Source organism: Pseudoduganella sp. R-31, from assembly GCF_049913235.1.
Lineage (GTDB): Bacteria > Pseudomonadota > Gammaproteobacteria > Burkholderiales > Burkholderiaceae_D > Rugamonas.
Window position 1 is genome coordinate 4,183,219 of sequence record NZ_CP183986.1, and the last position, 14,186, is coordinate 4,197,404.

The following is a 14,186-nucleotide window of genomic DNA, read 5'->3' on the forward strand; positions in this document are numbered from 1 at the left end:
TAATTCTATGGAAATGCTGGATACCGGCGCGTACAATAGAAAACGATACCGAAAGTGGCAATGTCCTGCGCCACCGGATCAGGGCGAAACTCAAGTTACCAGGTAAATTTCTCGGAGGCTTTCAACTCCTCGGGAAGCTCCGCGATATCGCCGCTGCTCGCTTCAATTACGAGGAATTCATTGAAACCGTGCCTGATAACGAGATGGTCTTCATCAAGCCAGCCGGAGATGAGCATCCGTCCACAGCTGGCACCCAGTATGCTGGCGACTGTCTTGATCTTGCCATTGCGGTTCCGAAGTTTGAGCACATGCGGTTCTGAATCAGCTTTGTTTTCGACAAACGCGTGCCATGTCCCACCTCGAGAACTTTCCGCTTTGGGTGCATAAGATGAGCGCGGGATCAGATCCTCGAAAGAGGGAATCTCCCGACCGTTTCGTATGAACGAATGTCCGCTGTTCGATTCGTACTTGGCGGCGAGTTTCTCGAACGAGTTCGACGCCGGCCGATAAGAGAGGAACTCAAACGGGACTTCATGTCCATTATGAAGGTTGCTGCGCACCAGAATCAGCAACTCGGTGCTGTCTTTTGACCATCTGGTCAATGTCATTATTTCTTTTACCGGAATGGAAACCGGCAGCGTCAATTTCGTCCGCTTCAGTGTCGCTGTATCGAAAAGGAAGAGGCCAGCAGATACCCCGATGACGAGGTACTTGCTGTCCGGTGAGAATGAGGGGGAAGACGCTCCCAGCGAGGGCTGTTCGTAGACGAGGCGGTTGGAATTGGCATGCCGGTCAAGCAGCCAATACTGCATTCTCGTTCCCCCAGCACGCACTCCCAGATAGCTTAGCCAGCGGCCATCCGGAGATTGCGTCATGTTCACGCCGTTCGCAAATTCATGTTCAGCCAGGCGCTTGCTACTCTGGTTTGCCAAGTCTGATTTGAAGAGCGACCCTTCACGGTGCGTAAAATAGACCTGCGTTTTGATATCCATGGAGGCGAGTGATACCTTTTTCGCATCAGTCGAAATGCTTCCGCACAGGGGAAGCGCCGCAGAACAATGAGTCGTCGCGGACGCATATATGGTCACTGCGGTGATTGCCGATGCCAACGAAAAGGACCTGTTCATTTCTTGACTCGCTCCGGAACTTTTCGCAGCTTACCATCTTGCAATTTTGAAAACAAGCCAGGTCGGCTCCAATGAAAATGGCCCTCGCGGGCCATCTTCATTTTTTAAGTCAGCGAGGTTTAAATGAATTCACCGACCCTTGCACTCACTGCCTCACGTACCGAGCCACTGGTCACAAAGCTGTGCGCCACCTGGATATCGTTGTGGAACCAGCGGTCACCATCCAGGCAAGCCGGGATCTGCTTGCGGATCTCGTCATAAGCCGCTTGCGTGCCCTCGCCCAGCTTGAAGCCTGGCAGCAGGTTCTCGGTCATGGTCAGCGCCTGTGCGGCCAGCAGCATTTCCACGCCCACGATGTATTGCGTGTTCTGCACCACGGTGTGGGCCTTGCGTGCGCACCAGGTGGAGTTGGAGATGTGGTCTTCGCTGTTGGCCTTGGATGGGATGGAATCCACGCTGCCCGGCATCGACAACGTGCGGTTCTCCATCACCAGGGAGCTGAGCGAGCATTGCACCACCGGATAGCCGGTGTTCACGCCGCGCAGGCCCGACATCAGGTTGCGCGGCAGGCCCCAAGACAGAGTTGGATCAATCAGGCGCGCCACGCGGCGCTCACAGATGCTGCCCAGGTCCGTGACCGCCATGGCCAGCAAATCCATTGCCTGCGCCAGGTACTGGCCGTGGAAATTACCGCCCGAGATGATCTCGAAGCCGCCGCCATCCTTGCCGAAAATCAGAGGATTATCGGTGGCCGAATTGATCTCGTTCTTTACAATGGTGTCAATGTAGTCCAGCGCATCGAACACGGGACCGTAGACTTGCGGCGTACAGCGCAATGAGTACACGTCCTGGATACGCGGGGTGTAGGGAATGTCGGTGCGTCGCAGTTCGTCGGGAAACTGGACGGCACGTGCCTCATGCGTGGTGCGGGTGGACCCCTTCAGCAGCTTGCGCACGACCGATGCAGTCTTGATCTGCCCGGGATGCGGGCGCGCCTGCTGGATGCGCGGGTCGAAAGCCGACATTTCCGCACGCATGGCCTCCAGCGTCAGGCCCAGCGACAGGCAGGCATCAGTCAGCAGGTCGCGCGCGTCCTTCGCCGCCAGCACGGCTACGGCCAGCGAGGCGGTGCAGCCGTTGATCAGTGCCGAGGCATCCTTGGCCTTGAGATCGAACTTTACCGGGCCGACTTCGGCGCGCGTAATCGCTTCGGCAGCAGGCATGCGCTGGCCCTTGTACATCACTTCCGCCTCATCGAAGCCGGCGATGGCTGCTGCCAGGTAAGCCAGCGGTGCCAGGTCGCCGGATGCGCCTACGGACCCTTTCTGCGGCATGACTGGATGGATGCCGGCGTTGATGAAGGCCAGCAGGCGGTCCACTACTTCCACTCGCGGCGCCGAGTAGTTGCTGGCGAAGGCGTTTGCGCGCAGCAGCATGGTGGCGCGGCTCACTTCTTCCGAAAACGGTTCGCCGATGCCGCCGCTATGGGCCTTGATCAACTGCGTCTGGAACAGTTCAATGTGTTCGACCTTGATACGCGTATCTTTCAGCAGGCCAACGCCGGTATTGAAGCTGTACATCATCGGCGCTTCGTCGTGCATCCAGGTGGATTCGATGTAGTCGCGGCTTTCCTTCAGCGCCGCGCGCGAAGTGGCGGACAGCTCGACTTTGGCGCCGTTGCGCGCCACGGCCAGGACTTCTTCGGCAGTCAGGTTGAAGCCGTCGATAGTTACGTTGCTCATTTCTCTTCCTTTAATTTGCGCTGGTTTCGAACCAGGTACCGATCAACTGGCGTTCGGCGTCGGTCATATGGGTCATGTTCGCCAGCGGCATATCCTTGTTCTGCACGGCGCGCTGGTAAATCTTGGCGGCGTGCTGTTTAACCTGGGCCTCGGTATCGAGCATCACGCCGCCCGGGGCTGATGCGAAACCCGCCTGGGTCGGGGTCGCGGAGTGGCACGAGGCGCAGCGCTGCGTCACCACTTGCTGAACGCTGGACAGGCTGGCCTGGGCGGCCGGTGCGGCAGCGGCGGCTGGCGCGGCGTGGCCATCGGCATCCACCGCAGCGGCCACGGTCGCCGGCGCGGCAACTGCCTTGCGCGGCGCCGGCGCGATCGCCACAGCCACGCCCGCCAGCAGGATCACGCCCGCGATCGGGAACGCAGGCGAAACCTTGCCCGCATGGCGCAGGTTGAAGAAGTGGCGAATCAGCACACCAGCAGCCATGATGGCGGCCAGCACCAGCCAGCTGTATGCGTGGCTGTAGGTCATGGCGTAGTGGTTGCTGATCATGATCAGCAGCACAGGCAAGGTGAAGTAGTTGTTGTGGACCGAACGCACCTTGGCGCGCTTGCCGTAGATCGGATCAGGCGACTCGCCCTTGGCCATCGCATCCACCAGCTTGCGCTGGCCAGGAATGATCACGAACAGCACGTTACCGACCATCATGGTGCCGATCATCGCGCCAACGTGGATGTAGGCTGCGCGGCCGCTCAGGGTATGGGTCAGCACATATGCCGCGCCGACAATCAGCACGAACATCACGGTGCCCAGCACGGCAGGCTTTTCAGCCAGCGCGGTCTTGCACAGGGTGTCGTACACCAGCCAGCCTCCCGCCAGCGTGCCTATGCCAACGGCCACTGCCTGCAGGGAGGTCAGGTCCGCCACATTCTTATCGATCATCATCGCCGAAGCATTGAAGTAGTAGACGATGAACAGCATGGCGAAGCCGCTCAGCCAGGTGGCGTAGGCTTCCCATTTGAACCAGTGCAGGTCTTCCGGCAGTTCATCCGGCGCTACCAGGTATTTTTGGGGGTTATAGAAGCCGCCGCCGTGCACGGCCCACAGCTCGCCCATCACGCCCTTCTTGGCAAGCGGACTGCCAGGCTTGGGGGGACGGATCGAGTTGTCAAGCCATACGAAGTAAAACGAGGCGCCGATCCAGGCGATACCTGTGATCAGGTGCAGCCAGCGAACCAGCAAGTTAAGCCATTCCACCCCGTAAGGGCCGAATAAAGTCTCCATGATTTTTATCCATTCAGTCCGTTCACCTGCCTCTGGCGGGCACTTCAGGTGAACCAAACGGTCGTTATATCGCCGCCGCTACGACCTGCGTGGATGGAACGATATCGGTTGCTGGCGCGGGAGACCTTCCATTTGCTATATAACTCGCATAGTCCTGGAGATATAGTTTCGTGCCCCGGAAGGTGCGAACCTCTCATGGATAAATCCAAATAAATAATATTCGGAGACCATGATGTCCAGATTGCCAGAACACTTAGACATCCACCTGATCCGTATTCTGTACCTGCTGCTGGTGGAGAAAAACGTATCGCGGGTGGCGCTTAAACTGAACCAGCCGCAGCCCTCTATTTCCGGCTCGCTGCGCAAATTGCGCGACCTGACCGGCGACCCGCTGCTGGTGCGCGGCGGCCGCGGCATGGTGCCGACGCAACACGGCGAAAGCCTGTTGAAGACCGCCAAGCGCATCCTCGACGAAACCGAAAGCCTGTTCAGCCCAAAGACTGCGTTTGTGCCGCAGGACGAAGCGCGCACCTTCCATATCGCCGCGCCGGACTACATGAACACCCAGTTCTTCACCGAGGTGATTGCCCGCCTGCGCCGCGAATCGCCGCGCAGCCGCCTGGTGATCCACTCGCTGGGACCGGACATCGATTACGTGCGCTTGTTGTCGGATGGCGACCTGGACCTGGTGGTCGGCAACTGGGACGAGCCGCCCCAGCACCTGCACATCTCCAAGCTGTTCGACGACCCGATCGTGTGCCTGATGCGCGCCAACAGCGCCTACGCCCGCCGCACGCCGAAAGACGGCATGACGCCCGAGGAGTACCTCACCCTGCCCCACGTTGCCCCAGCGCAAATACTGCCCGGCTACCACGGCAACATCGATTCCTTCCTCGAAGAGCGCGATATGGAGCGCAATATTGTTGTGGAATCGGCACACTTTCGCATGCTGCCCTACATCGTGCAGCAAACAGATTTGGTTTTGACGAGTGGCAAACAATTCGCCAATTTCTACGAAAACCTGCTCGGCCTGAAGTCATACAAGGTGCCACTGGATTTCCCGCCGCTGAGCTTCTACCAGCTATGGCACGAGCGTGCCCACCACGCCACCGAGCACAAGTGGCTGCGCGCCCAGGTCAGCGCAGCCGCCCGCCTGCTGGTGAAATAAAACCGCCCCAGATAGCTGATATCGGCCCAGCGTTATATCTCCTGCCCGCCGGGCCTCTATTATCAATTCGCCATTCCCCAGAACACCTTACTTGGAGCGGGCCGTCGCCAGGCGGCGGCCCGAAGCACGATGACGAGCCTGAAGCGACTGAATACCTGCGACGCAGAGACTTTTACCGAGATCCTGCACGGCCTGTACGAGCATTCCCCATGGATTCCGCAGCGCGCCGCCGCGCAGCGCCCGTTCCGCACCATCGACGAGCTGAAACTGGGCCTGCAAACGGTCGTCACGGATGCCAGCGACGACGAGCAGTTGGGCCTGATCCGCGCCCACCCGGAGCTTGCCGGCAAAGCCGCCGTGGCCGGCGAATTGACGCCTGAATCCACCGGTGAGCAGGCCAAGGCGGGCCTCAACCTCTGCACCAAGGAAGAATTCGCCGTGCTGCAGGAGCTGAACGCCGCCTACAACAGCAAATTCGGCTTCCCCTTCATCCTGGCGGTCAAGGGCGGCGACGGCAAAGGCCTGTCGCGCCAGGCCATCATTGCCGCCTTTCGCCGCCGGCTGCGCAACCAGGCCGACGACGAACAGCGCGAGGCGCTGCGCCAGATCCACCGCATTGCAGAGATGCGCCTGAACGCCCTGCTGTCCTATGTGCCGCACATGGGCCGCGACATCATGGAATGGGCCGAAGAGATCGGCGCGATCAGCGAGGACGAGCAAGGCCTCACCTGCACCTACATGACGCCTGTGCACCGCCGCACCGCCAACCAGCTGGCCAAGTGGATGCGCGAGGCCGGCATGCACGCCCACATTGACGCGGTCGGCAACGTAGTGGGCCGCTACCTGTCCACCGATCCGCAGGCACGCACCCTTCTCACTGGCTCGCACTACGACACGGTGCGCAACGGCGGCAAGTACGACGGCCGCCAGGGCATCCTGACCGCCATCGCCGTCGTCAAGCACCTGCATGAAACCGGCGAAACCCTGCCCTTCCACCTCGAGGTGATCGGCTTCGCCGAAGAAGAAGGGGTGCGCTTCAAGAGCACCTTCCTCGGCAGCAGCGCCGTCATCGGCCAGTTCGATCCGAAACTGCTGGACTTGCGCGACCGCGATGGGCAGTTGCTGCGCGACGTGCTGACCGACGCCGATCATGACGTCAACGCGATTGCCGACATCGCCCGCGATCCATCCGACCTGCTTGGCTTCGTCGAAGTCCATATCGAACAAGGCCCGGTATTGCTGGAGCGCGGCCTGCCGGTCGGCGTGGTGACCTCCATCGCCGGCAGCAAGCGCTACCTGGTGGAGCTGAAAGGCGTCGCCAGCCACGCCGGCACCACCCCCATGCCGATGCGCAAGGATGCCGCCGCCGCCGCCGCCGAAATCATCCTGTACGTGGAACAGCGCTGCGCACAGGACCAGGATTCTGCCCTGGTGGGCACCGTCGGCCAGCTGCAGGTGCCGAACGGTTCCACCAACGTCATCCCGGGTGCCTGTACCCTGTCGCTCGACATCCGCGCAGCCAACAATGCAGCGCGTGATGCTGCCGTGGACGACATCCTCGCCCACATCGAAAAAGTGTGCGAAAGGCGCCACATCACCTGGCAAATTGAACAAACCGTTGCCGCCGATTGCGCCCCCTGCGCGCCGCGCCTGATGGAGCAGTTGGCAGCCGCAGTGGAGCGCCACGGCATCCCTGCCTTCCACCTCGCCTCCGGCGCCGGCCACGACGCCATGCTGATGTCGCGCGTCACCGACGTCGCCATGCTGTTCACGCGCTGCGGCAACGGCGGCATCAGCCACAACCCGCTGGAGACCATGACGGACGATGACGCAGACCTGTCGGCCCGCATCCTGCTGAGCTTTTTGCGCAACTATAGCTAATTCGAGATAGCCAATATGCCCCGGCATAGAAGCCGAAAAGGAGACCTTCAACGATATTGTTAAAACAAGCAGCGCAGGGCCGCCATATTTGCCCGCCCGGAGAGGCGGGATTTCGGGCGCTAAAAACTAAACGGAGACAACCCAAATGCAATTCCTGGACAACTATTTCAAGCTCGGCGAGCACGGCACCAACGTGCGCACCGAGGTGCTGGCTGGCATTACAACCTTCCTGACGATGGCGTACATCATCTTCGTCAACCCATCGATCCTCGGCGATGCCGGCATGCCCAAGGACTCGGTCTTCGTGGCCACCTGTGTCGCGGCCGCCGTCGGCACCCTGATCATGGGCCTGTATGCCAACTTCCCTATCGGCCTGGCGCCTGGCATGGGCCTGAACGCCTATTTCGCTTACGGCGTAGTGCAAGGCATGGGCTTCCCGTGGCAAGCCGCACTGGGCGCCGTGTTCATTTCCGGCTGCTGCTTCATGATCGTCAGCCTGCTGCGCATTCGCGAGAAGATCATGAACGCCATTCCGCCGTCGCTGCGCATCGCCATCCCGGCCGGCGTGGGCCTGTTCCTGGCGCTGATCTCGCTGAAGAACGCCGGCATCGTGGTTTCCAGCCCCGCTACCTTCGTCACCATGGGTGACCTGCACAAACCTGCACCGGTACTGGCAATTATCGGCTTCCTGGTGATCGTTGCCCTGGACCGCCTGCGCGTCACCGGCGCCCTGCTGATCGGCATCATGACCGTGACGGCCCTGAGCTTCTTCTTCGGCGGCAACCACTTCAACGGCATCGTCTCGCTGCCGCCATCGATCGAGCCGACGGCCATGAAGCTGGACATCGTCGGCGCGGTGTCGCACGGCCTGTTCACCGTCGTGATGGTGTTCTTCCTGGTTGAACTGTTCGACGCCACCGGCACCCTGATGGGCGTCGCCCAGCGCGCCGGCCTGATGAAAGACGGCAAGCTGCCAAAGAACATGAACAAGGCGCTGCTGGCCGACTCCGGCGCCATCATCGCCGGTTCCGTGATGGGCACTTCCAGCACCACCGCCTTCATCGAAAGCGCCGCTGGCGTGCAGGCGGGCGGCCGCACCGGCCTCACCGCCGTCACCATCGCCTGCCTGTTCCTGGCGGCGCTGTTCATCGCGCCATTGGCCGGCGTGGTCCCCGCCTACGCCACCGCACCCGCCCTGTTCTTCGTCGCCTGCCTGATGCTGCGCGAACTGGCGGAAGTGAATTGGGCCGAAACCACCGAAAGCGTTCCGGCAGTGGTCACCGCACTGGTCATGCCCTTCACCTATTCGATCGCCAATGGCCTGGCGCTGGGCTTCATCAGCTACGCCGGCCTGAAACTGCTGACCGGTAAATACAAGGAAGTCAGCGCAATGATCTGGTGTGTTGCAGGCGTGTTCCTGTTCAAAATGATTTACATCCCCGGCTGAAGCAAGGAGTAGCAAAGATGTCCCAACCGATTCGTTTCTTCTACCAGGGGCGCGTGCAGGAAGTCGATTCCGCCGCCCCCACCCGCACGGTGCTGCAACACCTGCGGGAAGACCTGCATTGCATCGGCACCAAGGAGGGCTGCGCCGAAGGCGACTGCGGCGCCTGCACCGTGGTGATCGGCTCGCTGGTGGATGGCGAACTGGAAATGCGCAACGTGAATTCGTGCATCCAGTTCCTGCCAACCCTGGACGGCAAGGCAGTGTTCACGGTGGAAGACCTGAAACAGCCAGATGGCGGCCTGCACCCGGTGCAGGAAGCCCTGGTGGAATGCCATGGCTCCCAATGCGGTTTCTGTACTCCCGGCTTCGCCATGTCGCTCTGGAGCCTGTACTTGAAACAGGAAGGCCAAACCACCCCACCATGCCGCAAAACGATCGATGAGACATTGTCCGGTAACCTGTGCCGCTGTACGGGCTACCGCCCGATTATTGATGCAGCCGCCCGCATGGGCGAGTTGCCGGCGGTCGGCTTCGACCGCGACGCATTGAAGGCAGTCCTGCAAGGCCTGCAACGAGATACCATGTTCAGCTACACCCACGACGGCCAGACGTTCCACGCGCCGCGCACCCTGGCCGAAATGACGGCCCTGCGCGCGGCCAAGCCGACCGCCACCATCCTTGCCGGCTCGACCGACGTCGGCCTGTGGGTCACCAAGCAGATGCGCAACCTGGGCGACGTGATCTACACGCGCCAGGTGCAGGAACTGCACCGTATCGCCAGCGTCGACGGCAAGCTGGAGATCGGCGCTGCCGTTTCGCTGGACGACGCCTACAAAGCCGTGCTGGAGCTCTATCCGAACGACTCGCTGCACGAACTGTGGCAGCGCTTCGCCTCGCAGCCGATCCGCAGCACCGGCACCCTGGGCGGCAGCGTAGCCAACGGCTCGCCGATCGGCGATTCCGCGCCATGGATGATCGTGCTCGGCGCCGAAATCGTGCTGCGTTCCGATAAAGGCCAGCGCGTCCTGCTGCTGCAGGACTTCTACCTCGATTACATGAAGAAGGACTGGCAGCCCGGCGAATTCGTGGAAGCCGTGCGCATCCCCCAGCCGCGCACCGGCCAGCAGTTCCGCACCTACAAGCTGGCCAAGCGCTACGACCAGGATATCTCCGCCGTGTGCGCCGCCTTCTCGCTCGAACTTCAAGACGGCGTCGTTCGCAATGCCCGCATCGCCTACGGCGGCATGGCGGCGACTTCGCGCCGGGCACCACAGGCCGAAGCAGCCATCAATGGCCAGCCGTGGAACGAGGCCACTCTGCGCGCCTGCATGGACGCCCTGGCACGCGACTACACGCCGCTGACGGACATGCGCGCCTCCGCCAATTACCGCATGCGCACTGCACAAAACCTGCTGCGCCGCTTCTGGATGGAGACCCGCCCGGAAGACGCCATACCAAGCACTTACGTTAACGCTTACGCATTCAAGGAAGGAGCCGCCGCATGAACAGCAAGTCCGAACAGTTCATGACGCTCGGCGCCGCCAAGGGCTGGTCCGAAGTTGGCCAGAGCCATCCGCATGAATCGGCCATCCTGCACGTGCTCGGCGAAGCCGTCTACACCGACGACATCCCCGAAGCGCAAGGCACGCTGCACGCTGCGCTGGGCCTCTCCGCCAAGGCACACGCACGCATCCTGTCGCTCAACCTGGAGCCTGTGAAAGCCATGCCAGGCGTGGCCGCCGTGTACACCTGGAAGGACATCCCCGGTACCAATGATTGCGGCCCGATCATCCACGACGACCCGATCCTCGCCGAAGAAAAGGTGGAATACGTCGGCCAGCCGATCTTCATCGTGGTAGCCGACACCCACGACAATGCGCGCCGCGCCGCCCGCAAGGCCGATATCCAGTACGAAGAACTGCCAGCCATCCTGACGCCGGAAGCCGCGCGCGACGCAGAATCGTTCGTGGTGCCGCCAATGCGCCTGACACGGGGCGAAGCGCAGGCAGCATTCGAGCGCTCCCCGAACATCCTCAAAGGCAAACTGCACGTCGGCGGCCAGGAGCAGTTCTACCTGGAAGGCCAGATCTCCTATGCCATTCCCAGGGAAGGCAACGGCATGCACGTCTACTGCTCCACCCAGCACCCGACCGAAATGCAGCACGTGGTCTCGCACGCCCTGCACTATCCGTCACACGCCGTGGTGGTGGAATGCCGGCGCATGGGGGGTGGTTTTGGAGGCAAGGAATCCCAGTCCGCGCTGTGGGCCGCCTGCGCCGCAGTCAGCGCCGCGCGATTGAAACGCCCGGTAAAGCTGCGCGCCGACCGCGACGACGACATGATGGTTACCGGCAAGCGCCACTGCTTCTACTACGAGTACGAAATCGGCTACGACAGCCAGGGCCTGATCACCGCAGCCAAAGTGCAGATGGTGACGCGCGCCGGCTTCTCGGCAGACCTGTCCGCACCAGTGGCAACGCGCGCCATCTGCCACTTCGACAACACCTACTACCTGTCGGACGTGGACATCCGCGCCATGGCAGGCAAGACCAACACACAGTCGAATACCGCCTTTCGCGGCTTCGGCGGCCCGCAAGGGGCCATCGCCATCGAATACATCATCGATGAAATCGCCCGCAATCTCGGCAAGGATGCGCTGGACGTGCGCAAGCTGAACTTCTACGGGCGCAACGACGAGGAAGGCCGCAATATCACGCAATACGGCCAGAAGGTAAAGGACAACGTCATCCACGAACTGGTGGCGCAACTGGAAAGCGAGACCGCCTACCGCGCCCGCCGCGAAGCCATCCATGCGTTCAATGCCACCAGCCCCGTGCTGAAGAAAGGCCTGGCGCTGACTCCGGTGAAGTTCGGCATCGCCTTCAACGTCACCCACTTCAACCAGGCCGGGGCACTGGTACACATCTACGTCGACGGCTCGGTCCTGGTGAACCACGGCGGCACCGAAATGGGCCAGGGCATCAACACCAAGGTATGCCAGGTAGTGGCGCATGAGCTGGGGATTCCGCTGTCCAGCGTGCGCGCTTCCGCCACCGATACCAGCAAGGTCGCCAATACCTCCGCCACCGCCGCCTCGACCGGCGCAGACCTGAACGGCAAGGCCGCGCAGGATGCCGCGCACACGCTGCGCAGGCGCCTGGTGGATTTCGCCGCAAAGTCGTTCGGCGTGGCCGCCGAGGAAATCATCCTCGCCAACGGCACCGTGTTCGCGGGCGAAACCGTGATCCCGTTCGCCGACCTGGTGCAGAAAGCCTACCTGGCCCGCGTGCAACTGTGGTCCGATGGCTTTTACGCCACGCCTGGGCTGAGCTGGGACCGCGAGACCATGAGCGGCAACCCCTTCGGCTACTACGCCTACGGCGCCTCGGTGTCCGAGGTGATCGTCGACACCCTGACCGGCGAATGGAAGCTGCTGAAGGCCGACTGCCTGTACGATGCCGGCAATTCGCTGAACCCCGCCATCGATACAGGTCAGGTGCAAGGCGCCTTCATCCAGGGCATGGGTTGGCTGACAACCGAAGAACTGTGGTGGAACCAGCACGGCAAGCTGATGACGCACGCACCGTCTACTTACAAGATCCCGGGCGTGTCCGATTGCCCGGATCACTTCAACGTGCGCCTGTTCAAGAACCGCAACCCGTTCGACAGCATCCACCGTTCCAAGGCGGTCGGCGAACCGCCGCTGCTGCTGCCGTTTTCCGTCTTCCTGGCCATTCGCGATGCCGTGGCCTCGGTCGGCAACTACCGCATCAATCCGCCGCTGCGCGCCCCTGCCACAGGTGAAGCGATCCTCGACGCGGTCGATGCCGTTCGCGCCCAGGCATGACGCTCGCGCGACGCCTTGCCGCAGAAGGCCTTGGCACGGCACTGTTGCTGGCCGTGGTGGTGGGCTCCGCCATCATGGCCGACCGCCTGGCTGGCGGCAATGCCGCAATCGCCTTGTTCGCCAATTCAGTCGCCAGCGCCGCCGGCCTGTTGGCGCTGATCCTGGCGTTCGGCGCGATCTCCGGCGCTCATTTCAATCCGGTCGTCACGCTGTCGGAAGCCTGGCAAGGCGGCATGGAGTGGAGCGACACCCTCCCCTACGCGGCGGCGCAGGTTTTCGGCGCGTTCGCCGGCATTGCCGCTGCGCACGCGATGTTCGGCGAACCGTTGTTTGCCATGGCGACCCACTCCAGGACCGGTACAGCGCTGTGGTGGAGCGAGTTCATGGCAACTTTCGGCCTGATTTTCGTGATCAGCGGCTGCGCACGCAGCCGGCCGTCGTTGACGCCGTTTGCCGTCGCTGCCTACATCGCTTCCGCTTACTGGTTCACGGCATCGAGCTCGTTCGCCAACCCTGCCCTTACCCTGGCCCGGGCCGCGACGGATACGGTGGCAGGCATACGCTTTGCAGATGTACCCGGCTACGTCGCTGCCCAATTGCTCGGCGCAATGGCAGCGACTGTCCTTGTCACCTGGCTGCATAGTCCAGCGAAACTTCGAGAGCCTGAACCGGACGTTCGCCGCGCGTCAACCTATTGACCGCTCCGTGACCGGAAATCAGCTGCGCTTTCGCCACTCAATCAATTCGGCGATGGTGAGGATCGGCATGCCATGCAGCTGTGCGAACCGCTCGATGGCGTCGCCACGCATCATGGTGCCGTCCGGATTCATCAGCTCGCACAGCACGGCCGATGGCGACAGGCCAGCCATGCTGGCCAGGTCGACCGAGCCTTCGGTGTGGCCGGCGCGCATCAGGACACCGCCTGGCGTGGCGCGCAGCGGGAAGACGTGGCCGGGCCGCACCACGTCTTCCGGGCGCGCGCCAGGCGCCACGGCGGCACGGATGGTCGTGACACGGTCAGCGGCCGATACACCGGTTGTCACGCCGTGGCGTGCCTCGATCGAGACCGTGAACGGGGTGCCGTACTTGCTGCCGTTTTCAGCAGCCATCGGTGGCAGTTCGAGCTCACGCACTTTTTCGGCGGTGAGGCACAGGCAGACGATGCCGCTGCATTCGCGGATCATCAGGGCCATGGTCTCGACCGTCAGGCGATCGGTGGCGACAATCAGGTCGGCCTCGTTCTCGCGGTCGAAGTCGTCCAGCAGGATGACAGGGATACCGGCCCGCATGGCTTCCAGCGCCGCGTGGATACGGGCTTCGAGGTCGGTGCTTTGAAGGGACAATTCAGGGGACAACATAGGAAACGCTCCTCGCTAAAAGTTAACGAAAAACGCTCCAGGGCAAGCGAATAGGCGCAGCTACCCAGCCCGCAAGGCGGACAGGCATCCACGCGCAACAGCGCACATCTTCTTTCATCCGGACTATACCGTCGGCCCTGGAGTCGCACCAGGTCTGCTGACCCTGCCCTATGCAGCCAGGCAGGCGCTCGCGGGCTTGGACATTGCTGTCCTTACCGCCGGTGGGGAATTGCACCCCGCCCCGAAGACGTAATTATTTGCCTGCACGTTGCAGGCGCTGGGATTCTACCAGCAAAACCGGTGAACCGGGGTCAGACCCAAGGGTCTGACCCCG

Annotated in this window: 10 protein-coding genes and 1 riboswitch; of the genes, 6 read left to right on the forward strand and 4 right to left on the reverse strand. The window is 62.0% G+C overall.

Annotation, left to right across the window (positions count from 1 at the left end; translation table 11 throughout):
• Positions 1-95 precede the first annotated feature (95 nt).
• From ACN9MY_RS18890 to ACN9MY_RS18900, 3 genes are all read right to left on the reverse strand, one after another.
• Positions 96-992: a hypothetical protein gene (locus ACN9MY_RS18890; RefSeq protein WP_426162026.1), complete on the reverse strand. Its 897-nt coding sequence runs from the start codon at positions 990-992 to the stop codon at positions 96-98.
• 254 nt (positions 993-1,246) lie between these two features.
• A complete protein-coding gene (locus ACN9MY_RS18895) occupies positions 1,247-2,869 on the reverse strand; it encodes an HAL/PAL/TAL family ammonia-lyase (RefSeq protein WP_426162027.1) in 1,623 nt (540 codons plus the stop codon).
• A 10-nt stretch (positions 2,870-2,879) separates the two neighbouring features.
• The gene (locus tag ACN9MY_RS18900; protein ID WP_426335948.1) at positions 2,880-4,151 is read right to left on the reverse strand and encodes a urate hydroxylase PuuD; all 1,272 of its coding nucleotides are present in this window, start codon (positions 4,149-4,151) and stop codon (positions 2,880-2,882) included.
• A 232-nt stretch (positions 4,152-4,383) separates the two neighbouring features.
• Here ACN9MY_RS18900 and ACN9MY_RS18905 point away from each other — a divergent pair, with 232 nt between their 5' ends.
• The 6 genes from ACN9MY_RS18905 to ACN9MY_RS18930 all read left to right on the forward strand — a co-directional run bounded on the left by ACN9MY_RS18905 (position 4,384) and on the right by ACN9MY_RS18930 (position 13,192).
• Complete coding sequence (locus ACN9MY_RS18905; protein ID WP_426172240.1) at positions 4,384-5,319, forward strand: LysR family transcriptional regulator; 936 nt, start codon at positions 4,384-4,386, stop codon at positions 5,317-5,319.
• Positions 5,320-5,448: 129 nt separating this feature from the next.
• Positions 5,449-7,200, forward strand: a complete 1,752-nt coding sequence (locus ACN9MY_RS18910; protein WP_426162029.1) for an allantoate amidohydrolase — start codon at positions 5,449-5,451, stop codon at positions 7,198-7,200.
• A 145-nt stretch (positions 7,201-7,345) separates the two neighbouring features.
• Complete coding sequence (locus ACN9MY_RS18915) at positions 7,346-8,647, forward strand: NCS2 family permease (RefSeq protein ID WP_426162031.1); 1,302 nt, start codon at positions 7,346-7,348, stop codon at positions 8,645-8,647.
• 17 nt (positions 8,648-8,664) lie between these two features.
• A complete protein-coding gene (gene xdhA / locus ACN9MY_RS18920; RefSeq protein WP_426162032.1) occupies positions 8,665-10,152 on the forward strand; it encodes a xanthine dehydrogenase small subunit in 1,488 nt (495 codons plus the stop codon).
• Positions 10,149-12,494 (forward strand): xanthine dehydrogenase molybdopterin binding subunit, encoded by a 2,346-nt coding sequence (xdhB, locus tag ACN9MY_RS18925; RefSeq protein WP_426162033.1) that lies wholly within the window; start codon positions 10,149-10,151, stop codon positions 12,492-12,494. Before xdhA ends, xdhB begins: the two co-directional genes overlap by 4 nt.
• Positions 12,491-13,192: an aquaporin gene (locus ACN9MY_RS18930; RefSeq protein ID WP_426162034.1), complete on the forward strand. Its 702-nt coding sequence runs from the start codon at positions 12,491-12,493 to the stop codon at positions 13,190-13,192. Before xdhB ends, ACN9MY_RS18930 begins: the two co-directional genes overlap by 4 nt.
• A gap of 18 nt (positions 13,193-13,210) precedes the next feature.
• Here the strand turns inward: ACN9MY_RS18930 and ribB are convergent, their stop codons facing one another.
• Positions 13,211-13,852 carry a 3,4-dihydroxy-2-butanone-4-phosphate synthase gene (gene ribB, locus ACN9MY_RS18935; RefSeq protein WP_426162036.1) on the reverse strand — a complete coding sequence of 214 codons (642 nt, stop codon included), beginning with the start codon at positions 13,850-13,852 and terminating at the stop codon, positions 13,211-13,213.
• Between the two features lie 102 nt (positions 13,853-13,954).
• A riboswitch (FMN riboswitch) is annotated at positions 13,955-14,105 on the reverse strand.
• Positions 14,106-14,186: the final 81 nt, after the last annotated feature.